This window comes from Virgibacillus sp. SK37 (assembly GCF_000725285.1).
Lineage (GTDB): Bacteria > Bacillota > Bacilli > Bacillales > Amphibacillaceae > Virgibacillus_Q.
Map to the genome: position 1 here is coordinate 1,790,593 of NZ_CP007161.1, position 26,420 is coordinate 1,817,012.

Sequence of the window (26,420 nt, forward strand, 5' to 3'; positions counted from 1 at the left end):
TTAAATTTATAAAAAGAAAAGCTTTCTGCCATATTGAACAGAAAGCTTTTCTTTTTAAGAAATAAAAAATGAACAATCAGAAGTCCTGTTCAGCGCAAACGCCTAAGCACTTAAGCTTGTATAAGCATACACAGGCGTTTGCGCTTTTCTAACCACCTACTTAGAAAAACTATCGAAAGTGGAGATATAGATGACAAACAACATTAAACTATCTAAAAGACTGAAACAAACAGCCTCTTATCTTCCAATGGGCGCAAACTTCGCAGACATTGGTTCGGACCATGCTTATTTGCCTTGCTATGTTTGTCTAAAAGATAAACAAGCTAAAGCGATCGCAGGTGAAATAAATGATGGACCATTTCAAAGTGCTACACAAACTGTTCGGGAACATGGATTAGAAGAAGTTGTTGATGTGCGTTTAGGCGATGGACTTGATGTGCTCACAGCTGATGAAGTTACTCAAGTTGTTATTGCTGGAATGGGCGGGGCTTTAATTCGTTCTATCTTACAAAAGGGAATAAACAAATTAGAAAGTGTTGAGCGAATAATTGCACAGCCGAATGTTGACGCAAGAGATGTACGTGAATGGTTCAAGAACAATAATTTTATAATAACTGAGGAAACTATAATTGAAGAAAACGGCCATATATACGAGATTGTAGTTGGAGATCGGCATTCGGGAGTAGTTTATCCGGAGTTAAGTCAAAAACAGCTGTTATTTGGTCCTTTATTGTTGGAAAATAAGCCTGAAGCGTTTTATACTAAATGGGCAGAGGAATATGAGAAGCTCAACCGTGTTATAAGCCAAATGAGGCTGGCAAAGCATTTAAACAGTGAGAAATTAAATAGATTTGAAACGGAACTACGATGGATGGAGGAGGTTCTTCAATATGATGGCAAGTCTAAACAATAGTGATATTTTTCGTATGATGGAAGAATGGGCTCCTAAAAGCCTTGCATATGATTGGGACCGGATTGGTCTACAGGTTGGTTCATTTAATGCAAAGGTGAAGAAGATTATGGTTACCCTTGACGTTCTGGAATCTGTTGTAGATGAAGCTATCATAAAAGGTGTAGATTTAATCATTGCCCATCATCCTTTATTATTTAAACCAATTAAACAATTAAATTTCGATAATCCTAAGGGAAGGATAATTAAGAAATTAATACAGCATAATATAACTGTTTATGCTGCCCACACAAACTTGGATGCAGCGGACGGTGGCGTAAATGACATGTTATCTGATGCGCTTGGGGTCAAGCACCCTGAAGTTTTAATAAAAGAGAGTAATGAAGAATTATTTAAGCTGATTGCATATGTTCCGTTAAGTCATATAGATGAAGTCCAGAATGCGTTTAGCTCTGCAGGAGCGGGGCATATCGGTGATTACAGTCATTGTACTTTTCAAACAAATGGTAAAGGAACATTTAAGCCTTTAGAAGGCTCCAATCCTTATATTGGAAATCAAAATGAAATAGAATTTGTAAATGAAGCTAAAATGGAAACAATTGTGCAAAAGTCGAAGTTGAGTAAAGCTGTTGATAACTTACTTCACGCTCATCCTTATGAAGAACCAGCGTACGATATCGCCCCATTAGCTAATAAAGGAAAAGAAATAGGAATTGGCAGAGTAGGAGAAATAGATCCTATTTCACTTAGTGATCTATGCGATAAAATAAAAAGCGCTTTCGGTCTTACTGCACTGAGAGTAACCGGGGAATTAACTCAAACTGTAAGCAGGGTAGCTGTTTTAGGTGGTAGTGGAGAAAACTATATTTCAGCTGCAAAGCAAAGTGGAGCAGATGTATATATTACTGGTGATGTTACTTTCCACAACGCTCAAGATGCTTGGCAAATGGGATTGTCTATAGTAGATGCCGGGCATTACATTGAACAAATTATGAAAGAAGCTACCAAAAAATATTTGGATCAGAAACTTCTTGATACTTCCATTTCGGTTGTCGTGTCAGAGGTTAACACGGATCCATTTCAGTTTGTATAAACAGAGTTCTGGTAATAAACCAGTACAAAAAAGGAGTTTTAAATATATGGAAACGACTAGTTTTCAAGATTTCTCATTTCACCCAGTTATGAACGATATAATTAAAAGATTAAACTTTCACGAACCAACTCCAATTCAACGAAAAGTGATACCAGCCGTTTTGGAAGGGAAAAGTGTGATTGGTCAATCACGCACTGGTTCGGGAAAAACGCATGCATTTCTGTTGCCATTAATTAACAAAATAGATGCAAATAAGCGGGAAGTACAATTTGTCATTACTGCACCTACACGTGAGTTAGCAACACAATTATTTGATGAAGTGAAAAAAGTTATCCATTATGCAGGTAGGGATCAACAATGGAATGCTAAGTTATTAGTAGGTGGTACAGATAAGCAGAAAATGATGGAAAAACTAAAAGAACCTCCACATATCGTGGTGGGGACCCCAGGTCGCATTCTGGATATGGTGAAAGAGGATGCTCTTTCTATCTATACTGCTAAATCCTTTGTAATTGATGAAGCAGATCTAATGCTTGATTTAGGCTTCATCCATGAAGTGGATCAACTTTTGGTGCGGGCAGATCAACAAATACAGTTGTTAGTTTTTTCTGCAACTATTCCACAAAAACTACAACATTTTCTAAAGAAATATTTAGATAACCCTGTTCATATTAAAATGGAGGATCATTTTTCTCCAGAGACAATGGAACATCTATTAGTTGATGTGAAGCATCGTGAAGAAGCTGATATTATTTATGAAATCTCAAAAACGATCCAGCCATACTTAGCTATTATCTTTACAAATGGAAAAGAGTTGGCAAATCAGTTAGCTGCTTCTCTTCAGGACAGAGGAATAGATGTGGGGCTTATCCATGGTGGGCTTGCACCTAGGGAGAGGAAACGTGTCTTGAAGGAAATTCAAGGATTACGTTATCAGTATATTGTTGCAACTGATTTAGCGGCTAGAGGTATTGATATAAAAGGAGTTAGTCATGTAATAAATGCACAAATTCCGAAAGAAGAAGAGTTCTATATCCATAGAGTCGGACGAACTGCTCGTGCAGGAATGGAAGGCACTGCAATTAGTTTATATAGAGAAAATGATCTTAAATTAATTTCTAAATTAGAACAAAAAGGTTTGGAATTCACTTATGTCGACGTACGTAATGGGGAATGGAAGGATGCTAAACCATGGAACCAGCGTTCACTTCGCAAAAATGCAGCAACAGATATTGACAAAGAAGCATGGAAACGCGTTACTAAAGCAAAAAAGGTAAAACCAGGGTATAAAAAGAAGATGAAAAAACAACATGCTTCAATAAAAAAGCAATTAAGCAAAAATAATAAATTTAAAAAGTAATGGATAATCAGGTGAGGGAGAGTGCAAAATTTGGTAAAGATTGGGTCACATGTTTCCATGAGCGGAAAGAAAATGTTATTAGGATCGAGTGAGGAAGCTGCATCCTATGGAGCTAACACCTTTATGATTTATACAGGAGCTCCTCAAAATACGAGAAGAAAACCAATTGAAGAGTTAAACATTATTGCTGGAAGAGAACATATGGCGGAGCATGGAATAGAGGATGTTATCGTTCATGCACCTTATATCATTAATATTGGTAATACAATAAAGCCAGCAACCTATGAGCTTGGAGTAACTTTTTTAAGGAATGAAATTGAAAGAACAGAAGCAATTGGAGCAAGACAAATTGTACTGCATCCTGGTGCACACGTAGGTGAAGGAGCGGAACAGGGAATTAAAAAGATTATTGAAGGGTTAAATGAAGTACTGGAAAAAGATAGTGAAGTACAAATCGCTTTAGAAACGATGGCTGGAAAAGGAACCGAAATAGGTAGAACTTTTGATGAAATTGCGAAAATAATGGATGGCGTGACCCATAATGAGAATTTGTCTGTATGTATGGATACATGCCACATCCACGATGCAGGTTATAATATCATTGAAGACTTTGATGGTGTTTTGAATGAGTTTGATAACATCATTGGTTTAGACAAATTAAAAGTGATCCATGTAAATGATAGTAAAAATGTTCAGGGAGCGCATAAAGATAGACATGAGAATATTGGCTTTGGCCATATTGGTTTTGAAGCATTACATTATATTGTTCATCATCCTCAGTTGAAGGATTTACCAAAGATATTGGAAACACCTTATGTTGGAGAGGATAAGAAAAATAAAAAGCCCCCTTATAAGTTTGAAATTGAAATGCTTAAAGCGGAGAAATTTAACCCGAAATTAAAAGATATTATTATGCAAGCATAGAAAAAAACAAAAGCGCGAGCGCCCTGAAGCAAGGCAGGATGCGTACTCGTCCTCTTTCTTTACTTTAAAAAAACTGCCGTAATGGCAGTTTTTTTGTGCTTAGGGAACGAGTTGGGTTAATTTTTATTACTAAGTAAGTCATGTACAGCTTCAACGGCTACGGCTATACTCGTTAGTATTATTCATCAAACAAATGCTCTACTCCATATGATTTAATTAGCTTATAAAAAACTTTTTGGGCTTTCCTTGCGGTTTCCAAGTCTGTAATCCTTGCTAAATCTCTAAACATTACCTCTCTGCCATTACTTGTAAAAGGATCGATTGGTTTTTGATGCAAATAATTTATAATTTGTTTCGCCTCTGTTTGGGTTAGCGTAAAACCATATTCCTTTCCATAATTAACCAATTCATCTACACTAATTTGTTTAAGTTTGTTTTTGATAAGTCCTTTGATAAAGGTGGACATGTGGGATAACTCCTTTAAACATATTAATTTTTTAATACGTACTATTTCATCTTATTCAGTATAACTGGAAAATTTACTTGTCTACCGTAGAAATTTCCATAAACTAACACAAATTATTCAATTCTCTTTCCATAAACTATAAATGCACCTCAAAAAAAGGAGGTTATAGGAATGGATGAATTCCAAGATTATAAAAATAATCAAATGGAAAAACCACCTGAACATGGAGAACAAGCAACAAATGACGCCTTAGATATACAACCCGACAGTACCAGAGATGAAGAATTTGCTGCAGAATTGACAGCTGAAGACTATAACACAATTGCTGATCAGAATGAAGATACAGGTACTGAAACGAATTCCATGTACGGCTGGATAGGAGTTGCGTTATCAGTTATATCTTTTTTCATGTGGCCAGTAATTTTGGGGGCAGCTGGTATTATTTTTGGTTTTATTTCGAGAGGACGTAATGCGGATACACTCGGAAATATTGCCATAGGGGCTGGGGCAGTTTCTATTCTGATCTCCTTATTTATATTGCCATTTGTATAAAGAAATAAGGGCTGTGGTTCAGCCCTTATTTTTGTGTGTAAAGAGGAAAATAATAATACATATTTCTTTTTAAATTTCTTGGATTCACATGTGGGTTTAATATTTTAAAATCATTTATTGCCATCTTATCTTTAATAGTAGTAAGTTGTTGGTTGTTATTTACTTTTCTAATTATAGATAATACGGTATCATCTTCCTCTACCATTACTTGCACGGCAGTAAAACTTAATGCCGAATCTTTAATAGGATGAACCGGACCTATGCCAATAGTTAAATCTTTGTACACAGCCATAATAAACAGTAGTACAATAAGATATAGGAATAGTTTTTTCATCGTACTCATTTCAGTCTCCTTTTTGAAACCATTTATATTTCATGAACGTATAACATAAGGAAAGGAGGTCATAACGTGGAGATCTTTGAGTTAGCATGGATTGGATTTATTATCACTTGTTTAGGTACTTTATTTTTAATTGGAGAAGTTATTGTAAATATGCGAGGGATTTTTGCTTTGTTGGGAATAGGTTTTATTACTATCTATTTTGCAACATATGTTGATACAGGCTCCTTTTTTATTATGCTTATTATTTACTTTGTAGGATTATTACTTATCATCATAGATGGAAAGCTTTTGAACGATGGCACATTGACCACCTTAGGAATCGCCAGCATGCTTACTTCTGTAGCTTTAGCGGCCCCTGACTTAACTACAGGCCTATATGCAGTTTTAGGTGTATTAATTGGTGGAGGGCTCTCATTATTCTTTTTAAAGGTATTCAAACGAAGGGATATGTGGAGCAAAATTACACTAAAAGATCAGCTGACCAAGGAAGCTGGTTATAATTCCATGAATAATACGTACGAGGGGTTAGTTGGACAGAAAGGTATAACCCTAAATGATATGAGACCGGTTGGTACGGTTAGGATTAATAAAAAGGATTACAGTGCAGTGTCAAACGGTGAGTGGATAGCTAGAGATACCGATGTTCTTGTAAGCCAAGTGGATGGAACAAAAATACTTGTTGAAAAAATAAATAATTAGTAAAAATAAATCCTTGCTATATATATTTGGCAAGGATTTATTTGTGAGGTGGAATAAATAAATCAGCAGCAAAGTTTTTCACTTGAGTAGCTTTACATTTTTTAGTTACAAGCTGAAATGCTGGAATGAAAATTATCAGATAGGGTAGTAACTAATAGGGGATACTTAGATGGATTGTAAATTTTATGTTAAATATATAGTAAGAGCCTTTACAAACTATAAACAAATAATTAATAATGGATAAGGAATTACGACAATATTCAACATTTGTTAAATGAAGGGCAGGTATGTACGTGGAAATCGATATACAAGCATTGCTGTTTGAATTTATTGGTGGTCTGGGAATATTCCTTCTCGGGATCAAGTATATGGGTGAGGGCTTGCAAAAATCAGCAGGAGACAGGCTCAGAGATATACTTGATAAATTTACAAGTAACCCTTTTATGGGAGTGCTTGCTGGGATCATAGTAACTGTTCTTATCCAAAGTAGTTCAGGTACTACTGTATTAACTGTTGGACTTGTTAATGCTGGTTTTATGACCTTAAGACAAGCAATTGGCGTTATAATGGGTGCAAACGTAGGTACCACAGTTACAGCATTCATTATTGGTATTGACATTGGAGAATATGCACTTCCTATTATTGCTGTGGGTTGTTTCTTGTTATTTTTCTTTAGCAATCAAAAAGTCAATGCAATTGGACAAACTATCTTTGGTTTTGGTGCTTTGTTTTTTGGTTTGGAGCTAATGAGCAGTGGTATGTCTCCTCTTCGTTCTTTAGAATCATTCCATGAATTAACTGTTAACATGAGCTCAAATCCAATCCTGGGGGTAATAATTGGAACTGTTTTCACACTAATTGTACAAAGTTCCAGTGCCACAATAGGAATATTACAGGGGCTATTTGCTGAAGGTGCAATTGAATTAAAAGCAGCCTTACCTGTCTTATTTGGTGATAACCTTGGAACAACAATCACTGCTATTATTGCATCGATTGGGGCTTCAGTTGCAGCAAAAAGAGCAGCATATACACATGTAATCTTTAATTTAGTCGGGGCTACCATATTTTTGGTATTTTTGGGAGTATTTACACAACTTATTATTTACTTACAAAACCAGCTTAACCTAAACCCTGAAATGACTATTGCATTTGCTCACGGAAGCTTTAACATTACGAATACAATTATTCAATTTCCTTTTATTGGGGCTCTCGCATGGATTGTAACTAAAATCATTCCTGGCGAAGATACTATTGTCGAATTCAAACCAAAGCATCTTAATCCTATATTTATTCAACAATCCTCTACTTTAGCATTAGATCAAGCAAAAGCTGAAGTTATTCGGATGGGTGAATATGCATATAAGGGTTTGGAAGAAACAAACTTGTATTTGAATACACATCAACAGAAACATTCGGAAATTGCAATGCAAATAGAAGGTGCGATTAACAATCTGGATCGAAAAATAACAGATTATTTAATTGATATTTCTTCCGGTTCACTTTCTGAGTTCGAGAGTGCTAAGCACACCGCGCTAATGGACTCTGTAAGGGATATCGAGAGAATAGGTGACCATTTCGAGAATATTATTGAGTTAATTGATTATAAAATATCAAATAAAGTAAACTTAACAGAAAAAGCTCAAGAAGATCTTAATGATATGTTTGATTTAACGATTTCTACGGTTAAGCAAGCAGTAGATGCACTTGATAAGATGGATCGTGAAGCAGCTCTGGCAGTAATTCAAAAAGAAGATCAAATTGATAAGATGGAAAGAAACTACAGAAAAAAACATATTATACGAATGAATGAAGGTCAATGCACGGGCTCAGCTGGTATTGTATTTGTTGACATTATTAGTAATCTTGAGCGTATTGGCGATCATGCAGTAAATATTGCAGAAGAAGTTCTTGGTGAATAAAAAAGCAGAGGGTGGGGCCCCTCTGCTTTTTAATTACTACAATATATATAAAGATAAATTTGTAATAAATTAACCTCTGCGTTTGAAAGTAAGCAGTTGCTTATTGTATAATAATTGGTTGTATAGTAAGTAAAGTTTGCATATCAACATGATCTATCCAAAATTTATTTTATTAATTTTATAATTTTATATTGAAATTCATAATTGTCCATGCTATAGTATATATTGTTGTTTCAGAGAAAACTAATACATAATTAATAAATAAAATATCTTTTATAAAAAAGTTGTTGACATATTTTGTCGAACATGGTAAATTATATTTCGTTGCTGTTATTTTAAACACTGTAACAAGCCTTACATGATATCATATCTTTTTATTCCACAGTAGCTCAGTGGTAGAGCTATCGGCTGTTAACCGATCGGTCGTAGGTTCGAATCCTACCTGTGGAGCCATTATGGCGGTGTAGCTCAGCTGGCGAGAGCGTACGGTTCATACCCGTGAGGTCGGGGGTTCGATCCCCTCCGCCGCTACCATAAAAATCATGGCGGTCGTGGCGAAGTGGTGAACGCACCGGATTGTGGCTCCGGCATTCGTGGGTTCGATCCCCACCGGTCGCCCCATAAAATTGAAAAAGAAACGGACCCTTAGCTCAGTTGGTTAGAGCTATCGGCTCATAACCGATCGGTCGCAGGTTCGAGTCCTGCAGGGTCCACCATAAAAACTCGGAGGAATACCCAAGTCTGGCTGAAGGGATCGGTCTTGAAAACCGACAGGGGTGTCAAAGCCCGCGGGGGTTCGAATCCCTCTTCCTCCTCCATACATATTTATTGATTCAGAGAAAGTTTAACATAATACTTGGCTCGGTAGCTCAGTCGGTAGAGCAAGGGACTGAAAATCCCTGTGTCGGCGGTTCGATTCCGTCCCGAGCCACCATTACAATGACAAGCCGTATGCTTGTTTTTTTGTTATCTAAAAAAGTGTGTATAACTAAACGAAGCAATAGTTATATTCAAGCGTTCACCTCCATTACTATTGGATTGCTTGCGTTTTTGTTCCTTTTTTATCCATGCATATTATTTGCAAGTGGGTAGGACCTCTGATAATCTTAAAATGTAAAGGGTGAATTTTCAATCCTTTTAATAAGAAATTATTTTAGAGGAGGACGATAAACATGGCAAAATTTGAATTACCAGAACTACCATACGCGTATGATGCGCTAGAACCTACTATTGATAAAGAAACGATGAATATTCACCATACGAAGCACCATAATACTTATGTGACTAAGCTAAACGGTGCTTTGGAAGGTCATGAGGATCTTAAAAACAAATCTCTAAACGACCTTATCAGCAATTTAGATGCCGTGCCGGAGAATATTCGCACAGCAGTTCGTAATAACGGTGGCGGTCATGCAAACCACAGTCTTTTCTGGAAGCTAATGTCTCCAAATGGTGGCGGCAAGCCAACAGGTGAAGTTGCAGATAAGATTAATGATAAGTATGGCAGCTTTGAGAAATTCCAAGAAGAATTTGCAGCAGCAGCTGCTGGCCGTTTTGGATCTGGCTGGGCATGGTTAGTAGTAAATAACGGAGAAATTGAAATCATGAGTACTCCAAATCAAGATAACCCGTTAATGGAAGGAAAGAAACCAATTTTGGGACTTGATGTTTGGGAGCATGCTTACTATTTAAAATATCAAAATAAGCGTCCTGATTATATTTCAGCTTTCTGGAATGTAGTCAACTGGGATGAAGTAGAAAAGAATTACAACGAAGCTAAATAAGCTTTATAGAGATTAAAAAAGCGCGTGAATCGTTCACGCGCTTTTTTATTTTGCTGTTCGGTTCTTAATATATATATTGGAATGTACTCAATGTTACGTATCAATACAGGTTTATCCGCTTTCTATAATGGTTTAGATTCTCACTAGTTCGTTGCAGTTTTCTCCTATTATGGATGTATAAGTAAATCTGTAATCCACTATTTGCAATGGAACCTATTTTGCATCCATTCAGAGACCGATATTACTGCTTTTCCTTATAAGTTGAATATCTCTATCCCTTTTGCCCAAACTATGAATGATACAAAAAGGAGTTTGGATATGGGAAAGAGCTTTCAATTCATTCACAATAAAATTGATATTAATAGGGATTTACTATTTTTACTGGTGATTGGTGGTTTATATTCATTAGGTATATTCCTGTCCAATACATTTGTAAATGTATATCTATGGAAACAATCAGGAGATTATACGACAATTGCTATTTATAACCTGGCAATATTTCTTTTTCAGCCGGTTACATTTATAGTTGCTGGAAAAATTGCTAAAAAAGTGGATCGTGTAATTGTGTTACGTTTGGGTGTAACTTTTTTATCTCTTTTCTTTTTATGTGTATTGATTATTGGGGAGGCCTCTTCTACTTATAACTTTATGCTAGGAAGCTTGCTGGGGATAGGTTATGGGTTTTATTGGCTGGCATTTAATGTGCTGACGTTTGAAATAACGGAACCGGAAACAAGAGATTTCTTTAATGGATTTTTAGGTGTATTGCAATCATTTGGTGGAATGATTGGTCCATTACTTGCAGGGATTATCATTGCCAGAATGGAAGCGAATATTGGTTATACAACTATCTTCTCTATTTCTTTTACATTATTTATCCTTTCCGTAGTCTGCAGTTTCTTTTTGAATCGCAGACAGGCAGAAGGTAACTTCCATTTTAAACGTATTTTAAGGGAGAGGCACCATAATAAGAACTGGGGAAGGATATTATATGCTCATGTTTTTCAAGGCTTACGAGAAGGTATTTTTGCCTTTGTAATCACGATCTGGGTGTTTTTAATTACCGGCAGTGAATTCTCACTTGGAATGTTCAATCTCGTACTATCCGGCTTATCATTTATTTTTTATTTTGTTGCGACAAGATTTATTAAGACCCACATGCGAAAAAAAGCAATTTTGTTGGGTAGTTTAATACTTTATTTCTCCATCTTTATTATTTTATTTGATATAAGTTACTTTCAGCTAATCATATATGCCTTCTTCATTGGGATTGCATATCCAATTATTAATGTGCCATATGTCTCTATGACCTATGATGTAATTGGAAAGGCTTGGAAGGCAAAAGACTTGCGTGTAGAGTATATTGTTGTACGGGAGTTGTTTGTAAATATCGGCAGGGTTGTATCTATTTTGGTCTTTTTGGTTGCAGTTTCATTGTATTCGCCAGAAAAGGTAATACCAGTGTTACTGGTTTTATTCGGGACTGGCCATATTTTTATTTATCTGTTTACCAAGAATGTCTATCTTGGCACCAAACGAAAAAAAGAAGTATTAATTAAAGAACAAATAACCGATGAAAAAAACCGCTAATGCTATTTCTAATTGGGTAAATGATGTTATAATGAAGGGAAAGCTATGTTAAGTATATGGGGGAGAAATGATGGCGAGAAAAAGGAAAAAGAAGGAACAGCTTCCCTTCCGAATAAATATTTTATTCTTTGTGATTTTTCTATTGTTTTCTGTATTAATTTTACAGTTGGGTGTTGTTCAAATTCTCAATGGGGAAGAATTTCAAAAAGAAATAGAACGAACGGTAAAGGACACAACTAAAATACCAGTCCCTAGAGGGAAGATCTATGACAGTAATTACAATGTGATTGTAGACAATAAACCATTGTACTCAATTACTTATACTCCAGCTAAGGGTGTACAGGCAGAAGATCGTTTAGAAGTTGCTCAAAAGCTGGCAAAGTTAATTTCCATGGATTCAGAAGAATACTTAGACGGTATTACTGAGCGAAATAAGAAGGAATATTGGTATCTGTTAAATAAGAAAAAAGCAGATAAAAGACTCTCAGACGAAGAAGCTGCCGATATGTCCAATTCGGAGCAGTATAAAACAATACTGGACAGAATAACAAAAGAGGAAATTAGCGACTTCTCCAAACAGGAGCTTGAAGTAATTGCTATAAAAAAAGAACTTGATAAGGCATATTCCTTAACACCACAAATTATTAAAAATGAAGATGTTACACCTGATGAATATGCAAGGGTAGCAGAACATCTGGACAAATTACCAGGGATTAATGCTACTACAGACTGGAATAGAGAATATCCGTATAAGGATACGTTTTCTAGTTTATTAGGATCGATCACGTCACAAGAGCAGGGGATACCTGCAGACAAAGAAAAGTATTACTTAACAAGAGGTTATAGCAGGAATGACCGCGTTGGACGTAGTGGGTTGGAAGAGTACTATGAGGACGTGCTTAGAGGAAGAAAGGAACAAATCCAATATACAACAACGAAGACCGGCCAAGTAATAGATTCGGAAACGGTTGTAGAAGGTGAACGTGGAAAAGATTTAGTCCTTACTGTGGATATGGAATTTCAAAAAGAAGTCGACAAAATTGTCCGGGAAGAATTAAAGACAGCTAAAAATAAACACTGGGCTGCAAACCGTTATATGGATGATGCGCTCGCTGTTGTAATGAATCCAAAAACAGGCGAAATTTTAGCCGTAAGCGGTCAGCACTATAATGATGAAAAAAAGGAATACCAAAATAATTCTTTTCGTGCATTATCAGACGCTCATTTACCTGGGTCCACGGTGAAGGGAGCCACTGTGTTAGCAGGGTATGAATCAGGGGTTATTTCACCAGGGCAGAGTTTTTACGATCGAAAAATTAAAATCGGGAACGAAACAAAGGGTTCTTATAATGACTTAGGTTTGGTAGATGATTATGAGGCATTAAAAAGATCATCCAACGTTTATATGTTTTATATTGCTCTAAAAATGGGTGGAGAGCATCGTTACCCATTTCCGAATGGAAGTAAGGTTTCATTCGACTCGAAGGCCTTTCAGCAAATGCGTAATTATTTTCAACAATTTGGTTTAGGAGTTAAAACAGGTGTCGATTTCCCATACGAAAGTACTGGCTATGAGGGAGATGAACTGAAAGCCGGTTTACTTATGGACTACGCTATTGGTCAATATGATACATTTACAACACTGCAACTGGCTCAATATGTATCAACAATTGCGAATGATGGCTATCGTGTCCGTCCGCATTTTCTAAAAGAAGTACGTAAGCCAAGTGAAACAGAGAGAGAATTGGGACCAATGGTTAGAAGTGAAGAAACAGAAGTACTCAATCGGATCCAAATGAAGGATTCCTATATTGAACGGGTGCAGGAGGGCTTTAGGCGGGTGTACCAGGAAACAGGTGGAACAGCTGCTGGTTACTTCAAAGGAAAAGATTATAACCCTGCAGGTAAGACAGGTACTGCGGAAAGTGAAGTATATGAAGATGGAGTAAAATATGATACAGAGAATCATTCACTAATCGGTTATGCTCCATTTGATGACCCGGAGGTTGCTTTTGCAGTCATCGCACCGAATTCCGGTAAAGTAAAAAGCTTACATCCACTGAGTAAAATTATTGGTCAACGCATTTTGGATACGTATTTTGATTTGAAGGAAGAAAGAGAAAAAGAAGAAGTAAAGGAATAAAAAAAGCGAAGAACCTGGATTAGGTTCTTCGCTTTTTTTTACTATCTGGCAATCTTCTCAGCAAGCTCATAGAAACTCATATCACTGGTGACTTCAAATTCACCAATTTGAACTTTTTCACTATAGTTTTCTTTCTCCAAATATTGATCAAATTTCCCGGAATCTTTAATGATCTTCTTTTCTTCCAGTAAATTACTTATCTCTGAAGTTGCCATCCCTGGCTTGATGTTAATTTTATACTTCTCTGGTTTATCTGAAGCTTCTTCAGATGCTTTTTCGTCAGTGGCTTCATCTTTCTTATTTTCCTTTTTGTCCTTTTTTTCTTCTGTAGCTTGTTCTTTCTTATTCTCTTTTCGTTTCTTGTCTTTTTCTACAGACAAGGAAATATATTCTTCTTGAGATAAGACGTGATATCCTTCTTCTTTAACGAGTGGAATCATTTCTTCTGTTGACATTTCATCATTGGCGGAAGTCGTTCCCCAGAAGAAGAAGCCAATTAACATAATCACCCCTGAAGTTAATAAGCCGATAGCAAATGCCCTTATTGGTTGTTTCATTTTGTTTCTCCTTTGTTAAAGAATGTTATTCTGTTTATCTCTACCACTAGTGGTCATATCTTCAGTCAACAGCTCTTCTTCCAGAATCTTTATTTTCTTCTTCATCTGGTATGTATCTTGCATGGTTGACATGGAAAATTGTTCTAGTTGGTTTTCTAATTCCTGAAACTTATCATTCATAAAAAATGATAGAATGAAAAGAACTAAACCAATTCCAATGATGGAAATTATTGCAAATAGCATTCGTATTACCTCCATTTTTTATTCACTATTAGTTATATCATAGAATAATAAAAGAAGAAACCTTATTTTTTTCTCTCAACATTCTTGATAGTTTTTGGAATATCTGCTATTATAATTAAGTCTGAAATGAATGAAAGCTGTTTAATAGCAAGTGCTTAAAAGTTTGGAGGGAAAACTATGCGCGTTAACATTACATTAGCTTGTACTGAAACAGGAGATCGTAATTATATCACTACAAAAAATAAACGTACGAATCCTGAACGTATTGAGCTTAAAAAATATTGTCCACGTCTTAAAAAACACACTTTACATCGTGAAACAAAATAACCCATAAAACCCTTATCTGACATGGATAAGGGTTTTATTTTTATGTGGAAAACTATGAAATTCAGAACAAATATTAGTATAACCACTTTCTTCTTTAGCGCCATCCAGGATATCTGGAGATTATCTATCTTCCTTACTTTCCAGGCGATTGTGTTTTTATACTTTGTTGCTGTGCTTTTATAAGTTATACTTAAATATAGAATGAGGTGAACCGATGAATAAGAAAGAGTTACGCGTGAGAGCAATAAATATGTTGAAAAGTCAATCTGAGACAAAGAGGAAGGAAATAGAGAGGAAATTAACAGAACAACTAATACATACTACAGTCTGGGAAAATGCCACAGTAATCGGTATTACAATGGCGCAAGGTTTTGAATGGGATACAAAGTCTATAATAGAGATTGCTTGGAAGCAGGGGAAACAAGTCTGTGTACCGAAATGTTCACCACAAGATAAACTGCTCCATTTTCATAAAATAACTTCATTTAATGATTTGGAAGTTGTTTATTATAACTTACTAGAACCCATTCCAGAGCAAACGGAATATGTATCCAAAGAGAAAATTGACTTATTAATTGTGCCTGGCTTACTTTTTAATAAAGAAGGATTTAGGGTTGGCTTTGGTGGAGGGTATTATGATCGCTTTCTTACAGATTTTCCAAATAATACTGTTTCTTTACTTAGTGAGGAACAGCTTGTTAGTAAATTGCCAAAAGAATCTTTTGATATCCCCGTAAAGCAGCTAATTACCGAAAATAAACTTATTCATACAATGAGGTAGAGGTTACTTATGAAAATGGATAGATATTCACGACAAATTTTATTTGGACAAATAAATAAGGCAGGTCAGCAGCGGCTTTCTGAAAGTACCATATTGATTGTAGGGATTGGCGCTTTGGGAACGGTAATTAGTAATCAATTGGTACGAGCAGGGATCGGAAGGGTAAGGATGATCGACCGTGATGTGGTGGAATTAAGTAATTTGCAAAGACAGATTTTATTTGACGAAGAGGACGCAGAAAAATCTTTACCAAAAGCAATTGCTGCAAAACAAAAGTTAGAAAAAGTAAACAATATGGTAGAAATAGAAGCAATTATCGGTAATGCCTCTCGTGACAATATTGAGGAGCTAACGGACGGCGTAGATGTAGTTTTAGATGGCACAGACAATTTTGCGACACGATATTTGTTGAATGATATTTGCTTTAAAAAAAATATCCCTTATTCTTATGGTGGAGTTGTAAGCTCTCGAGGAATGACAGCATTCTTTTTGCCAAATAAGACCCCTTGTTTACGGTGTTTAAGTAAAGAAGGAACCAATGGAAATCAAACATGCGATACAGTTGGTGTTATTTCCCCTGTGGTTGATATGGTGTCTTCTTTGCAAGTGACGGAAACATTGAAGTATTTAACTAACCGGGACGAGTACTTAAGGAATACACTTCGCACCTTCGATATATGGTTTAATCAGCAGTATGATATTAAATTAAATAAGCCTGATCCTAACTGTCCCACATGCCAGTTATATCAGTACCCGGCATTACAGAAGAAAGCAAAAGAAGAGGAAATTGTTCTTTGTGGCAGAAATACAGTACAGATTCATCTATTGGATCAAATAAGCCTGGAGCAGTTAGAGTTGAAGCTTTCAGGAATACAAAGCTTAAACCGTACACCTTTTTTTCTAAAAGCGAAGATTAATGAGGAAATCACCTTAACGATCTTTCCAGATGGTCGTGTACTTGTTCAAGGGACAGAGGACCAGATGTATGCCAGGACAATATATGATCGTTATATTGGATCATAATGCATATTTTCCTTACATTGTGTCATAACTAAGAACACTATTAGAAAAGAAGGTGTGGACATGAGAATAATTGCATTAGTTTTTACGTTTTTCACTATGGTTGCAGTTATTTACAGGTGGCGCTATCGGATATTGAATACCTTGCTAGCAATAAGTGTTCTGAGAAAAATTGCAGTAAACCTGTCGATGAATATGCCAGCGATGAGATCAAAAATTTTACCTAATTTATTTGGCTCGAAAATAAACTAAATACCTTGTAACAAAAAGAAGTTGTTTTGAAGCAACTTCTTTTTGTTCTTTAAAGAAAAGTAAATAAAGTTTTGGTATGATATCTTGTAAGGGGGAATTTTTATATGTATTCTGGGGAAAGCTACACGCTTTACGGGATTGCCCATCATTTAGTTTTTCAAGGACAATATGAAGTACTATATATTAATGAGAATGAGCAAGAAATATGGTTAGAGCAATACCATAATAAAGTTTCAAAAGTTATTCGTATAATAAATAAGGGATTTGATTGGAAAAACCATTTGAAGAGAGATATAGCTCAGGTATTTCAAAAAGTAAAAGCGATGAAGCGTTTATTAGTTGGAAAGCATGTTGAAATACACAATGTGTATGTTCATTCGACGGAGCCTGTGGATGATTGGGAATTACTTAAAAAGCCAATGAAACTTAATGAAAAAAACTCCATTAGAATGAATGTATACTATCTATCTCACTCAAATAGGGAAGAAGAAGTGACTCGGTTATGTAAAGATTTAGAAATAACGGTACCTGGCATAAATCCATTTGATGAAATAGAAAGAGAAACTAAAACTGGATATTTTAGAAATGAATTACACAAGGAAATGCGCCAAATGCATGAGGAAAAAAATAATGTGCTCTCATACGGTAAACCTTTTTGGACATATATGTTGCTGGCAGTGAATATTCTTCTATTTCTGCTTTTAGAAGTAAATGGAGGTAGTCAGTCGATTCCGACCTTAATTGATTTTGGTGCTAAATATAATCCTGATATTATGTCAGGAGAGTGGTGGAGAATAGTTAGCTCCATGTTTCTACATATTGGCTTATTGCATTTATTTATGAACATGTTAGCAGTATATTATTTAGGAATAGCTGTTGAAAGAATGTATGGTTCCTGGAGGTTTCTGGTAATTTACTTCTTGGCAGGGATTGGTGGGGGAATCGCAAGCTTTGCTTTCTCACAACATGTTTCGGCGGGAGCGTCTGGTGCATTATTTGGTTTGTTTGGAGCTCTATTGTTTTTTGGAATTCATTATAAAAAGATTTTCTTTCAAACGATGGGGAAAAATGTTCTGATATTAATAGGTATAAATATTATATTTGGATTTTTGGTACCACAAATTGACAATGCAGCACATTTAGGAGGCTTAATAGCAGGATTTATTGCCGCATCTATTACGCACTTACCAAAGAAAAAGAACGTTCAAAAACAAGTGCTCGCAATTTTTATTTATGTTTTCGCTTTAGCTGGAATCGGCTATTATGGTTTTTATAACAACCAAAATAGCCAGAGCTATCAGCTTATTCAAATTGAAAATTACCTGCAAGAAGAAAAGTACAATGAAGTTGTCGAGCTAGCTACTGATTCGTTAGACAAAAAAGGTGATATGGAAGCGACCATATTATTTCAGCGTGCCTATGCTTTTATTGAGCTTGGAAACATAGACGCAGCTAAACAGGACTTACAAGAAGTTGTTAAGATCAATCCAGAATTTCCGCAAGCTCACTTTAATCTGGCCTTACTTTATTACAATACAGGTGAACAGGAGAAAGCGGAAAATGCAATCCAAACAGCCTATGATCTTAACCCGGAAAATGAAGATTTTATTCAATTATATGAACAAATAACCGGAAAAAATGTGAATTGATAATAAAATACAATCCCAGTATTAATCTTAACCGGAAATGCGAAGCGCAAGGAAGGCTGTTCTAGTTCAAATACAAACGTTGTAGTACACGCGATACCGTTTGCTAAGAACTAACCTGCTCCCTTGCGCCTTTTTATTTTGTAGGGCTGTAACGCTGGATTAGCTTCATCTTTTCACCGTTTCTTTCAAAAAGTACGAGAAGGTGATCAGCTTGGTTGGAGAATAAAACAATTGGTATATAGCTCTGCACCTTTTCTTCGTCACTATTTACAATTGGGATGACATAATTTTTATAAAGTCCTTCCCATAATTGTCCCATTATCTTATCGGTTTGCTCCTGTGAAAGGTTTGGTAAAGATTCTTCATCATATTTGGATAATTGGGTTAGAGGTACAGTTAGATAATCTTTGCTTTTAATGGAAAAATGCTTGAGTAATTGATGCCAATGAAAGAGAAGCTGTTGTTTAGTTATACTGTCTAGTAGATGCTTCCATTCTTCTTCATATCTATTTTCAGGATTTTTAAAGGAGTCTATGGCTGTAGTTGGGGAATCAATTACATACAGATGGTCGCTCGATAGTTTATGAATGCTCGTTATGTTATTAGAATTTGTGTGAATTTCCCCATGATGATAGGAGATACTTTGAAAATAGCCGCTATCTTCCTGTGTGATTTTTTCTTTAATATAAATCTTATCCGTATTTTGTTCCCATTTACTTCGCATACCACGCAATCTGCCGTTTTCAAATAGAATAGAAACATCTTGTCTAAGAAACATTGATTTTTCACTTTTAGAATTGCTAGTCCAGTTAATTTCATACTTGTCCTTATCTTTTTCTGAAAATAACTTCAAGTTTGTTTCTGTTTGCGTAAATTTAGTTTCTTCATTAGCAGGAAAATAAGTAATTGCAGGCTTTGTTTGTATGTTAATAAAATATATAGCAATGATACTTGTTATTACAGCAAAGGTAATTGTGAGAATCCATTTAAACATCTTATCGCTTCCTTTATAAGCTTGTCTTACTGCATTCTATGAATTTGCCCTATTCTTTATGCTTGTTTTGTGCATATCCAGTGGGAACTTGCCCAAACTAAAGGAAGACTACTCGACGACTGGGTGAGAAAATGGCTAATAAGAAGAAAGAAGCTTATGATTCCTACAAAAAAAATATTTCTTATTTACGTGAACGGCTTGGTGTTGATAAAAATTTCGATGTTATTCAGCTTGACTTAGAATATGCTGGTCGAAAAATGGCCTTCTTTTTTATTGATGGATTTGTAAAAGATGATATCTTACATCTTATAATGAAGTTTTTAGCAAAACTTGAACCGGAACATTTGAATCCGGATCCGCTCACCAAACTAATGAAAACCTATATTCCTTATGTGGAAATAGAGAAGGAAAATGATTTAAATAAAGTTACCGATTTTGTCCTGGCAGGTCCCGCAGCATTGGTAGTAGATGGAATTGATGAAATTATTTTAATTGATGCCAGAACATATCCTGCACGATCTCCAGATGAACCGGACTTGGAAAGAGTTGTCAGAGGTTCAAGAGATGGGTATGTAGAAACGATCGTGTTCAATACGGCATTAACTAGAAGAAGAGTGCGAGACCGTTCTCTTCGGATGGAATATTTACAAATTGGCAGAAGATCAAAAACAGATGTATGTGTCTGTTATTTGGAGGATATTGCAGAGGAAGAAAGAGTAGAGGACTTAAAAAAAGTACTGAAAGAAATTGATACAGATGGTCTTCCAATGGCAGAGAAAACAGTTGAAGAATATATAAGCGGAAGGCACTGGAATCCATATCCATCTGTACGCTATACCGAAAGACCTGATACGGCCGCCTCTCATTTGTATGAAGGACATGTACTTCTTATTATTGATGGATCACCAAGTGTGATGATCACGCCGGCAACTTACTGGCATCATATGCAGCATGCAGAGGAATATAGGCAAAAGCCACTGGTCGGTGCATATTTAAGATTAGTACGATTTATTGCAGTTATTGCTTCCATATTTATTCTTCCATTATATTTCCTATTTTCGCAAAACCAAGAGTTACTCCCAGAAGCACTTGAGTTTATTGGACCAAGCGAACCAGGAGTGATCCCTTTATTAATTCAATTTCTACTTGCAGAAATAGGTATAGATATATTAAGGATGGCTGCAATTCATACTCCTTCGTCATTAGCAACAGCTCTTGGCTTGGTTGCTGCAATTATGATTGGGCAGGTTTCTGTAGAGGTAGGTTGGTTTTCCTATGAGGTAGTTTTATATCTTGCAGTAGCTGCTATTGGTACCTATGCTACACCAAGCTATGAAATGAGTTTGGCGAACAGACTCGTCCGTATTTTTCTGTTGTTAATGGCAGCAAGTTTTGGAGTTGCAGGATATGTGCTTGGAGTTAGCTTATGGATTCTGTATTTAGTAAGAATGAACTCCTTTAAAATCCCATATTTTTGGCCGTTCTTGCCATTTTCTTATAAAGCATTCAGAGATATATTTATTCGCTCTCCCATCCCTTTGAAAAATAGAAGACCAACTTTTCTACATCCTAAAGATCCGGACCGTTAATAACGGTGAAGGGTCTTTTTTTAATAGATAAGAAAGCAGAAAGTCAGTAAATTTGCTATAATGTATATTGGTGATAATAATGAAAACAATTTATGACGTTCGGCAGTTATTAAAAAAATATGGGACATACATATATACTGGCAATAGACTAGGTGATTTAGAACTTATGGAAATGGAAATTGAAGAGCTTCAGCAATATGGCTTTATTCAGAAGGAGGACTATATAAGTGCCAAGCTTCTATTAAGAAAAGAAACAGCTATTATTCGTGATCAACAAAAGAGGGAAGGAAAAAACAAATGAATAAATACATTTTAGGTGTGGATATTGGTGGAACTTCTGTAAAAATAGGGATCATTACCGATGAGGGTGATGTTCAACATAAATGGGAGATACCGACTGTTAAGGCTAACGGAGGAGATTCTATCCTCACCGATATTTGGAAGTCTATCGAAGACAAGTTGCAGGAAGTACATATAAATAAAGGTACTGTAATAGGTATCGGGGTTGGAGCTCCAGGATTCATCGATGGAGATAGTGGGTTAATTCATGAAGCTGTAAATATCGGTTGGAAAAATTATCATTTAACAGAGATTTTGAATAAGAAATCTGGACTTCCTGTTTATCTTGAAAATGATGCGAATATAGCCGTGCTAGGAGAAAATTGGAAGGGTGCAGGTGATCAGGCGACAAATTTACTTGCAATAACTCTCGGAACCGGAGTCGGAGGCGGTATTATTGCTAATGGTAAAATTATTAATGGTGAAAATGGTATGGCTGGAGAAATTGGCCATATTACCGTTGATACAAATGGATACCAATGTAATTGTGGCAGAGTTGGATGTTTGGAAACTGTAGCATCGGCAACTGGAATTGTCAGGCAAGCAATGGAGATAATTACTTGTGATAAAGAATCTAGAATGGCGCAGCATTATATGAAAACAGGGATTATTACTGCTAAAGATATTTTTACATTTGCAGAAGAAGGAGATAGTGTAGCTTTTGAAATAGTTAAACATACTGCAGATGTGTTAGGATTGTTAATTTCAAATTTAGGTACAATTATAAACCCATCTAAGGTATTAATCGGGGGAGGGGTATCCAAAGCTGGGGATACATTAATTAATGAAATAAAAACCTCATTTGAAAAATATGCTCTAAAAAGAGTCAGTGATATTTGTGAAATTAAAGCGGCTAAGCTGGGAAATGATGCAGGTATTATTGGTGCTGCATTTCTAGTAAAACAAAGACTGGAAAATATCACGTTTTAAACAAATGACACGAAATGAATGCTACCAGACCAGGACCTTTATATAATTTCACAAAAAAGCTGCTTCAAAATAAAAGCAGCTTTTTTTGTGATGTTTTCTTATCCAGCGATCTCTGAAATTAATGTTGCAATTGAGAAAAAACCAAATGCAACGGCAGTGATTGCAGAGAATCCTAATGCGAAAATGTTTTTATACTTTAATTGACGAATAACAGATACTACTGCAAGTAAAGCAACTAATAAAAGCATAATTGCCAATACGATATGCATTACTAATTCATCCTCCTTGTATGCTTCCTACTATCTCATGTTTGATAATGGAACTATATTTTATTATTATGTATCTAAGTAATTATATTATATATTTTATAGTAAAAACATTATTTTGTCGAGGTAAAACCAAACTTGTTTTACAAAGAATGAGGAGGTAGTAAAAGTGGAAGTCATTAAAATGCCATTAGGCCCATTAGGCACAAATTGTTATATCGTACATAACAATAAAAATGCTTTAATTTTTGATCCAGGTGGTGAAGGAGATAAGGTCATTCATTATTTAGAAGATAAAAATATCATTCCCAAAGCGATATTATTGACCCATGCACATTTCGACCATATTGGGGGGGTTGATTCTTTAAGAAAACATTATAATATAGAGGTATATTTACATGAAAAAGAATCATCCTGGTTAGCTGATTCTAGCTTAAATGGTTCTTCTCTATTCATTGGGGACAAAATCACCACACAAGGCCCTGACAAAAGGATTGTACCAGGGAAAATGACTATTGCAGACTTCAACTTTAATGTTCTTTACACTCCTGGTCACTCACCAGGAAGTACTAGCTTTGTTTTTGAAGAGGAAGAGTTTGTTATTAGTGGAGACGTATTGTTTAAGCAGGGAATAGGAAGAACCGATTTGCCTGGAGGGGATTATAAACAGTTAGAGAGCAGTATTAGAGACCAATTGTACAAGTTGAGTGATTCGTTTCTTGTATATCCTGGACATGGTGGAACCACGACGATCAAAGAAGAAAAGATTCAAAATCCTTTTGTGCGAGAATAATATAAAAAACCCTTCTTATTAGAAGGGTTTTTATGGGGGGATGTGCTCTGTTCTTTCGTTGTTAAAGGGATATAAGTTAAGCTACACCTTTACTATAAACGCAACCTGCTTTCATGTCAACAGAAAAAATGGCCTGCAAACGAATACGTAAGCAGCGCCATTTTTCTTAGTGTCCGAAACCAGGTACAAGTATGAATTCTGTATACCATGTAAAACCAATAAAGAATACTGTACAATAAGCTCCGAATAAATACATATACATGCGTTCAGATAATTTCAAATAACTAACTGTAAGGAAAAATACCGTTTGTACCAAGAATAATACTGCTGTCTTCTGCATGTCGCCAATATAAAACATTACTGTAAAAATTCCTGTCCAAAAGGCAAGCACACGAAACATACGATCCATGTTTTCCCCTCCTTTTATGTATCCTTATCATTGATATTATAAACGAGGTTTGTCATATTGTAAACGATACTGATAAACGAATTTAAATTCTTGCTATATAAGTACAGTTTTCACATCCTTCAAAGATATTATTCACTTCCTCTAATTGCACATTTTCAAACAACACTTCGAGCATTCCTTTTATAAAAGCGTGATGCATGTTACAGATCATCGTATGATTGGATGAAGCAATCTCTTTAAATGGGCAGTTATTAATATCAAACGATATTACATTATTTTCCTCTTTATAGGAGAAGGAAGGATACATTCCCAACAATGTCCCGGCGTCTTCCAATAATTTAATCTTATTTTCAATGGTGATAGATTGAGGTTGAAGGTTTTTATGCTGATTTTCCATTAATTTTTGCCCGTACTTTTTTCCAGTTTGGTATAATGCTACTTCCCCTGGTTCACCCAATTCCATAAATGCTTCCAATGCAATAGAGGATAGCAATTTATAATCCCGATGAGGAAAGTTCAGTTCAATAACTTGCTCTGACAAACGGTATCTCCGACTGGGTCTGCCGCCTTTTCCTGACTTCAAATTATAGGAGATGACCATTCCGACATCTTCCAGTTTAGATAAGTGAAGTCTTGCTACATTTGGATGAATAAAGAAAACCTTAGCAATATCATTTACACTCACTTCCTCATGTGCTTCTATTAAATATTGATAAATGTTATACCTTGTTGGGTCACTCAGCACGTTTGTTATCTTCAACGTATTTTCCATCATCTATCACCCCATCATGTTATTACTTATATTATAGTAAAAATGATGAATGCACGGGCTAGTACTTCCTCTTTGTAAGAAAATGTCCACATTTAGTCTTTGTTAGAAAAGATTTGAATGTTCATATGGTGGTTGAAGGTATGTTCGGAATGGTTATCTGTAGTGACTTTAGCAAGTGTTTCCCAGGTATCTTCTGTAATAGAAGTTGTGATAATGTTTACTTCTCCTTGCATAAATGAGTAGTATATGGTGTGAGGAAGCGCACTTGGTTCATCGTATTCTTCCAAGACGGATTGAAAACTCATTTGGAGAAGTGTGTGCATTTTTATACGTTCCAAGTGTGCTTCGCTCATAAGAATTTCATTTTGATAACTGGTGATAGTTGCTGTAATTAAAATAAAAAATATAGATATCGTAAAGAGTGCCATTGGGAGAATAAAACCACTCTGATTATTGATTGTAAAAAGGAATCGTTTTTTCATATGAATCTCCTTTGTCAGATGTGACACTTACATGATATCCGTAGGGGAGTGGGGAAAATCGAACATTTTTTATGTTCCTCAAGTAAATTTCATGCCCCTCTCCGTCGACTTGTCTGCGAATTTGGTTTTTATATTGACTTATAATGGCAGTCGTCCCATCTGATAAATGTAAAGAAACAGCGGTTGGTTCTACTTTATATCCTACCGCTGTTAATGAGTCTTCCATTAAAAAATGAGAAAATTGCTGCAAGGATAGTTCCGTATCATTGGGTGTGTATTTGCCGATTTTTACTAATTCTGAGAGTAAAGGTAACAGTAGAAGGAGGAGGGATAGAGCAAGTAGCATGCTAATAAAGGTAAAACCCTTTTCATCTTTCGGGAGCACCGTACAAGCAATGCTTTTCTTTTTTCTTTTTAACATTTTCCCATACAACACATCCTTTTATATATTTTTGATCCAGTGAAAAAGTAAAGGTGACCGTTCTTTTATTAATGTTTTTTATTGATTCATAGGGAGCTTCTTTACTTACTAATAAAAAAGGCTGTATTTCATCATGGAGTCTATCAACAATGGTGCGTCGATCACTCAATACCATTTTTTCTGTAGTCATTATATGGAGGAGAGGAAACATGGTAGCTACAACAGTCATTAATATACTCGCAGAAATAATTACTTCTAACAAAGTAAACCCACTATTCCTTTTCAAGATAAAACCTCCCCTTACCAAATGGAAAAATTATTTTATATCTGTCATCTCCCATGAATAAATCCATACTTCTAGGTTGGCGAATATTTCCATTTTGTTCAAATTTGAGATATTGGTGTTTTCTTGTATCAATTCGAACACCTGGAGGATAGTTTCTTATGATAGGCTTTTTTCTTTTAGTAAAATAAATTGTATAAAAATTTTCCTTAAATGTGATATACGGTTTTTCCTGTTCTGAGCCTTTGATAGAGGTGACTTGCTGTATATAAAGAGTATCGTTTTCCAGCGTGTTTATAAATTGTTCTCTTTCTTGTTTTGCTATCGCAGATAAGCTCCATGTGACTGCCAGAAGGGATAGTATGGATACGACACTTAGGACGAGGAGCATCTCAATGAGGGTAAAGCCATTTTTATTAGCCATTTGTCGGTGGAGCGCTGACGATTCCGTCCTGATACTTTAACTTTTCTTTACTCGGGCACTCTGTTTGGCTTGCTTTAATATATTTCTTTTGAATTAAAGAATCAAG

Annotated in this window: 30 protein-coding genes and 6 tRNA genes; 24 read left to right on the top strand and 12 right to left on the bottom strand. The window is 35.6% G+C overall.

Annotated features, from left to right (window positions below):
* Positions 1–190 precede the first annotated feature (190 nt).
* The 4 genes from X953_RS09195 to X953_RS09210 are packed head-to-tail and all read left to right on the top strand — an operon-like array spanning position 191 to position 4,287.
* Positions 191–913 carry a tRNA (adenine(22)-N(1))-methyltransferase TrmK gene (locus tag X953_RS09195; RefSeq protein WP_040955301.1) on the top strand — a complete coding sequence of 241 codons (723 nt, stop codon included), beginning with the start codon at positions 191–193 and terminating at the stop codon, positions 911–913.
* A complete protein-coding gene (locus tag X953_RS09200) occupies positions 891–2,003 on the top strand; it encodes a Nif3-like dinuclear metal center hexameric protein (RefSeq protein WP_040955302.1) in 1,113 nt (370 codons plus the stop codon). The genes X953_RS09195 and X953_RS09200 overlap by 23 nt, the downstream gene beginning before the upstream one ends.
* Positions 2,004–2,049: 46 nt before the next feature.
* A complete protein-coding gene (locus tag X953_RS09205) occupies positions 2,050–3,363 on the top strand; it encodes a DEAD/DEAH box helicase (protein ID WP_040955303.1) in 1,314 nt (437 codons plus the stop codon).
* A 30-nt stretch (positions 3,364–3,393) separates the two neighbouring features.
* Positions 3,394–4,287 (top strand): deoxyribonuclease IV, encoded by an 894-nt coding sequence (locus X953_RS09210; RefSeq protein ID WP_040957061.1) that lies wholly within the window; start codon positions 3,394–3,396, stop codon positions 4,285–4,287.
* Positions 4,288–4,465: 178 nt separating this feature from the next.
* Here the strand turns inward: X953_RS09210 and X953_RS09215 are convergent, their stop codons facing one another.
* On the bottom strand, positions 4,466–4,753 hold the full coding sequence (locus tag X953_RS09215; protein WP_040955304.1) for a DUF2624 domain-containing protein: 288 nt from the start codon (positions 4,751–4,753) through the stop codon (positions 4,466–4,468).
* 171 nt (positions 4,754–4,924) lie between these two features.
* Between X953_RS09215 and X953_RS09220 the strand changes: the two genes are divergently transcribed.
* The gene (locus X953_RS09220; protein WP_040955305.1) at positions 4,925–5,305 is read left to right on the top strand and encodes a hypothetical protein; all 381 of its coding nucleotides are present in this window, start codon (positions 4,925–4,927) and stop codon (positions 5,303–5,305) included.
* 25 nt (positions 5,306–5,330) lie between these two features.
* Here the strand turns inward: X953_RS09220 and X953_RS19105 are convergent, their stop codons facing one another.
* Entirely contained in the window at positions 5,331–5,648 is a 318-nt protein-coding gene (locus X953_RS19105) for a hypothetical protein (RefSeq protein WP_052350099.1), read from the bottom strand.
* Between the two features lie 66 nt (positions 5,649–5,714).
* Here X953_RS19105 and X953_RS09230 point away from each other — a divergent pair, with 66 nt between their 5' ends.
* From X953_RS09230 to X953_RS09280, 11 genes are all read left to right on the top strand, one after another.
* Positions 5,715–6,347, top strand: coding sequence for an NfeD family protein (locus tag X953_RS09230; protein ID WP_040955306.1), 633 nt, complete (start codon positions 5,715–5,717; stop codon positions 6,345–6,347).
* Positions 6,348–6,634: 287 nt separating this feature from the next.
* Positions 6,635–8,266: a Na/Pi cotransporter family protein gene (locus tag X953_RS09235; RefSeq protein ID WP_369792734.1), complete on the top strand. Its 1,632-nt coding sequence runs from the start codon at positions 6,635–6,637 to the stop codon at positions 8,264–8,266.
* 378 nt (positions 8,267–8,644) lie between these two features.
* Positions 8,645–8,719: transfer RNA gene (locus tag X953_RS09240), tRNA-Asn, on the top strand.
* Between the two features lie 4 nt (positions 8,720–8,723).
* Positions 8,724–8,800 (top strand) — tRNA-Met (locus X953_RS09245).
* An 11-nt stretch (positions 8,801–8,811) separates the two neighbouring features.
* Positions 8,812–8,887: transfer RNA gene (locus X953_RS09250), tRNA-His, on the top strand.
* Between the two features lie 18 nt (positions 8,888–8,905).
* Positions 8,906–8,982: transfer RNA gene (locus X953_RS09255), tRNA-Ile, on the top strand.
* 9 nt (positions 8,983–8,991) lie between these two features.
* Positions 8,992–9,084, top strand: a tRNA-Ser gene (locus X953_RS09260).
* A 40-nt stretch (positions 9,085–9,124) separates the two neighbouring features.
* Positions 9,125–9,200: transfer RNA gene (locus X953_RS09265), tRNA-Phe, on the top strand.
* Between the two features lie 238 nt (positions 9,201–9,438).
* Positions 9,439–10,050 carry a superoxide dismutase gene (locus tag X953_RS09270; protein ID WP_040955307.1) on the top strand — a complete coding sequence of 204 codons (612 nt, stop codon included), beginning with the start codon at positions 9,439–9,441 and terminating at the stop codon, positions 10,048–10,050.
* Between the two features lie 318 nt (positions 10,051–10,368).
* Positions 10,369–11,640 (top strand): MFS transporter, encoded by a 1,272-nt coding sequence (locus tag X953_RS09275; RefSeq protein WP_040955308.1) that lies wholly within the window; start codon positions 10,369–10,371, stop codon positions 11,638–11,640.
* A 70-nt stretch (positions 11,641–11,710) separates the two neighbouring features.
* Positions 11,711–13,783 (top strand): penicillin-binding protein 2, encoded by a 2,073-nt coding sequence (locus X953_RS09280; protein ID WP_084715659.1) that lies wholly within the window; start codon positions 11,711–11,713, stop codon positions 13,781–13,783.
* A gap of 41 nt (positions 13,784–13,824) precedes the next feature.
* Here the strand turns inward: X953_RS09280 and X953_RS20240 are convergent, their stop codons facing one another.
* Positions 13,825–14,340, bottom strand: a complete 516-nt coding sequence (locus X953_RS20240) for an endolytic transglycosylase MltG (RefSeq protein WP_040955310.1) — start codon at positions 14,338–14,340, stop codon at positions 13,825–13,827.
* A 15-nt stretch (positions 14,341–14,355) separates the two neighbouring features.
* A complete protein-coding gene (locus X953_RS09290; RefSeq protein WP_040955311.1) occupies positions 14,356–14,583 on the bottom strand; it encodes a hypothetical protein in 228 nt (75 codons plus the stop codon).
* A 177-nt stretch (positions 14,584–14,760) separates the two neighbouring features.
* Here X953_RS09290 and rpmG point away from each other — a divergent pair, with 177 nt between their 5' ends.
* The 4 genes from rpmG (at position 14,761) to X953_RS09310 (ending at position 18,612) form a co-directional block, all read left to right on the top strand.
* Positions 14,761–14,910, top strand: coding sequence for a 50S ribosomal protein L33 (gene rpmG / locus X953_RS09295; RefSeq protein ID WP_019377954.1), 150 nt, complete (start codon positions 14,761–14,763; stop codon positions 14,908–14,910).
* 214 nt (positions 14,911–15,124) lie between these two features.
* On the top strand, positions 15,125–15,691 hold the full coding sequence (locus X953_RS09300) for a 5-formyltetrahydrofolate cyclo-ligase (protein ID WP_040955312.1): 567 nt from the start codon (positions 15,125–15,127) through the stop codon (positions 15,689–15,691).
* A 9-nt stretch (positions 15,692–15,700) separates the two neighbouring features.
* Entirely contained in the window at positions 15,701–16,714 is a 1,014-nt protein-coding gene (locus X953_RS09305; protein ID WP_040955313.1) for a ThiF family adenylyltransferase, read from the top strand.
* A gap of 353 nt (positions 16,715–17,067) precedes the next feature.
* Positions 17,068–18,612, top strand: a complete 1,545-nt coding sequence (locus tag X953_RS09310) for a rhomboid family intramembrane serine protease (RefSeq protein WP_040955314.1) — start codon at positions 17,068–17,070, stop codon at positions 18,610–18,612.
* Positions 18,613–18,745: 133 nt separating this feature from the next.
* Here X953_RS09310 and X953_RS09315 read toward each other — a convergent pair whose 3' ends face one another.
* Positions 18,746–19,606 (bottom strand): hypothetical protein, encoded by an 861-nt coding sequence (locus X953_RS09315; protein ID WP_040955315.1) that lies wholly within the window; start codon positions 19,604–19,606, stop codon positions 18,746–18,748.
* A 131-nt stretch (positions 19,607–19,737) separates the two neighbouring features.
* On the opposite strand from X953_RS09315, the gene X953_RS09320 reads away from it, so the two are divergent.
* The 3 genes from X953_RS09320 (at position 19,738) to X953_RS09330 (ending at position 22,464) form a co-directional block, all read left to right on the top strand.
* The gene (locus tag X953_RS09320) at positions 19,738–21,195 is read left to right on the top strand and encodes a spore germination protein (RefSeq protein ID WP_040955316.1); all 1,458 of its coding nucleotides are present in this window, start codon (positions 19,738–19,740) and stop codon (positions 21,193–21,195) included.
* Between the two features lie 79 nt (positions 21,196–21,274).
* The gene (locus X953_RS09325) at positions 21,275–21,496 is read left to right on the top strand and encodes a YqgQ family protein (RefSeq protein ID WP_040955317.1); all 222 of its coding nucleotides are present in this window, start codon (positions 21,275–21,277) and stop codon (positions 21,494–21,496) included.
* On the top strand, positions 21,493–22,464 hold the full coding sequence (locus X953_RS09330) for an ROK family glucokinase (protein ID WP_040955318.1): 972 nt from the start codon (positions 21,493–21,495) through the stop codon (positions 22,462–22,464). Before X953_RS09325 ends, X953_RS09330 begins: the two co-directional genes overlap by 4 nt.
* A 98-nt stretch (positions 22,465–22,562) precedes the next feature.
* Here X953_RS09330 and X953_RS19510 read toward each other — a convergent pair whose 3' ends face one another.
* The gene (locus X953_RS19510) at positions 22,563–22,733 is read right to left on the bottom strand and encodes a DUF2759 family protein (protein WP_084715661.1); all 171 of its coding nucleotides are present in this window, start codon (positions 22,731–22,733) and stop codon (positions 22,563–22,565) included.
* 166 nt (positions 22,734–22,899) lie between these two features.
* Between X953_RS19510 and X953_RS09335 the strand changes: the two genes are divergently transcribed.
* The gene (locus X953_RS09335) at positions 22,900–23,523 is read left to right on the top strand and encodes an MBL fold metallo-hydrolase (RefSeq protein WP_040955319.1); all 624 of its coding nucleotides are present in this window, start codon (positions 22,900–22,902) and stop codon (positions 23,521–23,523) included.
* Between the two features lie 166 nt (positions 23,524–23,689).
* Here X953_RS09335 and X953_RS09340 read toward each other — a convergent pair whose 3' ends face one another.
* From X953_RS09340 to comGD, 6 genes are all read right to left on the bottom strand, one after another.
* A complete protein-coding gene (locus tag X953_RS09340) occupies positions 23,690–23,932 on the bottom strand; it encodes a DUF2626 domain-containing protein (protein WP_019377943.1) in 243 nt (80 codons plus the stop codon).
* Positions 23,933–24,014: 82 nt separating this feature from the next.
* The gene (locus X953_RS09345; protein WP_040957064.1) at positions 24,015–24,704 is read right to left on the bottom strand and encodes a metalloregulator ArsR/SmtB family transcription factor; all 690 of its coding nucleotides are present in this window, start codon (positions 24,702–24,704) and stop codon (positions 24,015–24,017) included.
* Positions 24,705–24,796: 92 nt separating this feature from the next.
* Entirely contained in the window at positions 24,797–25,186 is a 390-nt protein-coding gene (locus X953_RS09350; RefSeq protein ID WP_040955320.1) for a hypothetical protein, read from the bottom strand.
* The gene (gene comGF, locus X953_RS09355) at positions 25,155–25,607 is read right to left on the bottom strand and encodes a competence type IV pilus minor pilin ComGF (protein ID WP_040955321.1); all 453 of its coding nucleotides are present in this window, start codon (positions 25,605–25,607) and stop codon (positions 25,155–25,157) included. The genes X953_RS09350 and comGF overlap by 32 nt, the downstream gene beginning before the upstream one ends.
* A complete protein-coding gene (locus X953_RS09360) occupies positions 25,555–25,893 on the bottom strand; it encodes a type II secretion system protein (RefSeq protein WP_040955322.1) in 339 nt (112 codons plus the stop codon). Before X953_RS09360 ends, comGF begins: the two co-directional genes overlap by 53 nt.
* On the bottom strand, positions 25,880–26,314 hold the full coding sequence (comGD, locus tag X953_RS09365; RefSeq protein ID WP_040955323.1) for a competence type IV pilus minor pilin ComGD: 435 nt from the start codon (positions 26,312–26,314) through the stop codon (positions 25,880–25,882). The genes X953_RS09360 and comGD overlap by 14 nt, the downstream gene beginning before the upstream one ends.
* Between the last annotated feature and the right edge of the window lie 106 nt (positions 26,315–26,420).

Coding starts and splice junctions, on each gene's coding strand:
- X953_RS09195 (WP_040955301.1), top strand. CDS start 191: ATGACAAACAACATTAAACTATCTAAAAGACTGAAACAAACAGCCTCT.
- X953_RS09200 (WP_040955302.1), top strand. CDS start 891: ATGATGGCAAGTCTAAACAATAGTGATATTTTTCGTATGATGGAAGAA.
- X953_RS09205 (WP_040955303.1), top strand. CDS start 2,050: ATGGAAACGACTAGTTTTCAAGATTTCTCATTTCACCCAGTTATGAAC.
- X953_RS09215 (WP_040955304.1), bottom strand. CDS start 4,753: ATGTCCACCTTTATCAAAGGACTTATCAAAAACAAACTTAAACAAATT.
- X953_RS09220 (WP_040955305.1), top strand. CDS start 4,925: ATGGATGAATTCCAAGATTATAAAAATAATCAAATGGAAAAACCACCT.
- X953_RS19105 (WP_052350099.1), bottom strand. CDS start 5,648: ATGAGTACGATGAAAAAACTATTCCTATATCTTATTGTACTACTGTTT.
- X953_RS09235 (WP_369792734.1), top strand. CDS start 6,635: ATGTACGTGGAAATCGATATACAAGCATTGCTGTTTGAATTTATTGGT.
- X953_RS09270 (WP_040955307.1), top strand. CDS start 9,439: ATGGCAAAATTTGAATTACCAGAACTACCATACGCGTATGATGCGCTA.
- X953_RS09275 (WP_040955308.1), top strand. CDS start 10,369: ATGGGAAAGAGCTTTCAATTCATTCACAATAAAATTGATATTAATAGG.
- X953_RS09280 (WP_084715659.1), top strand. CDS start 11,711: ATGGCGAGAAAAAGGAAAAAGAAGGAACAGCTTCCCTTCCGAATAAAT.
- X953_RS20240 (WP_040955310.1), bottom strand. CDS start 14,340: ATGAAACAACCAATAAGGGCATTTGCTATCGGCTTATTAACTTCAGGG.
- X953_RS09290 (WP_040955311.1), bottom strand. CDS start 14,583: ATGCTATTTGCAATAATTTCCATCATTGGAATTGGTTTAGTTCTTTTC.
- rpmG (WP_019377954.1), top strand. CDS start 14,761: ATGCGCGTTAACATTACATTAGCTTGTACTGAAACAGGAGATCGTAAT.
- X953_RS09300 (WP_040955312.1), top strand. CDS start 15,125: ATGAATAAGAAAGAGTTACGCGTGAGAGCAATAAATATGTTGAAAAGT.
- X953_RS09305 (WP_040955313.1), top strand. CDS start 15,701: ATGAAAATGGATAGATATTCACGACAAATTTTATTTGGACAAATAAAT.
- X953_RS09310 (WP_040955314.1), top strand. CDS start 17,068: ATGTATTCTGGGGAAAGCTACACGCTTTACGGGATTGCCCATCATTTA.
- X953_RS09315 (WP_040955315.1), bottom strand. CDS start 19,606: ATGTTTAAATGGATTCTCACAATTACCTTTGCTGTAATAACAAGTATC.
- X953_RS09320 (WP_040955316.1), top strand. CDS start 19,738: ATGGCTAATAAGAAGAAAGAAGCTTATGATTCCTACAAAAAAAATATT.
- X953_RS09325 (WP_040955317.1), top strand. CDS start 21,275: ATGAAAACAATTTATGACGTTCGGCAGTTATTAAAAAAATATGGGACA.
- X953_RS09330 (WP_040955318.1), top strand. CDS start 21,493: ATGAATAAATACATTTTAGGTGTGGATATTGGTGGAACTTCTGTAAAA.
- X953_RS19510 (WP_084715661.1), bottom strand. CDS start 22,733: ATGCATATCGTATTGGCAATTATGCTTTTATTAGTTGCTTTACTTGCA.
- X953_RS09340 (WP_019377943.1), bottom strand. CDS start 23,932: ATGGATCGTATGTTTCGTGTGCTTGCCTTTTGGACAGGAATTTTTACA.
- X953_RS09345 (WP_040957064.1), bottom strand. CDS start 24,704: ATGGAAAATACGTTGAAGATAACAAACGTGCTGAGTGACCCAACAAGG.
- X953_RS09350 (WP_040955320.1), bottom strand. CDS start 25,186: ATGAAAAAACGATTCCTTTTTACAATCAATAATCAGAGTGGTTTTATT.
- comGF (WP_040955321.1), bottom strand. CDS start 25,607: ATGTTAAAAAGAAAAAAGAAAAGCATTGCTTGTACGGTGCTCCCGAAA.
- comGD (WP_040955323.1), bottom strand. CDS start 26,314: ATGGCTAATAAAAATGGCTTTACCCTCATTGAGATGCTCCTCGTCCTA.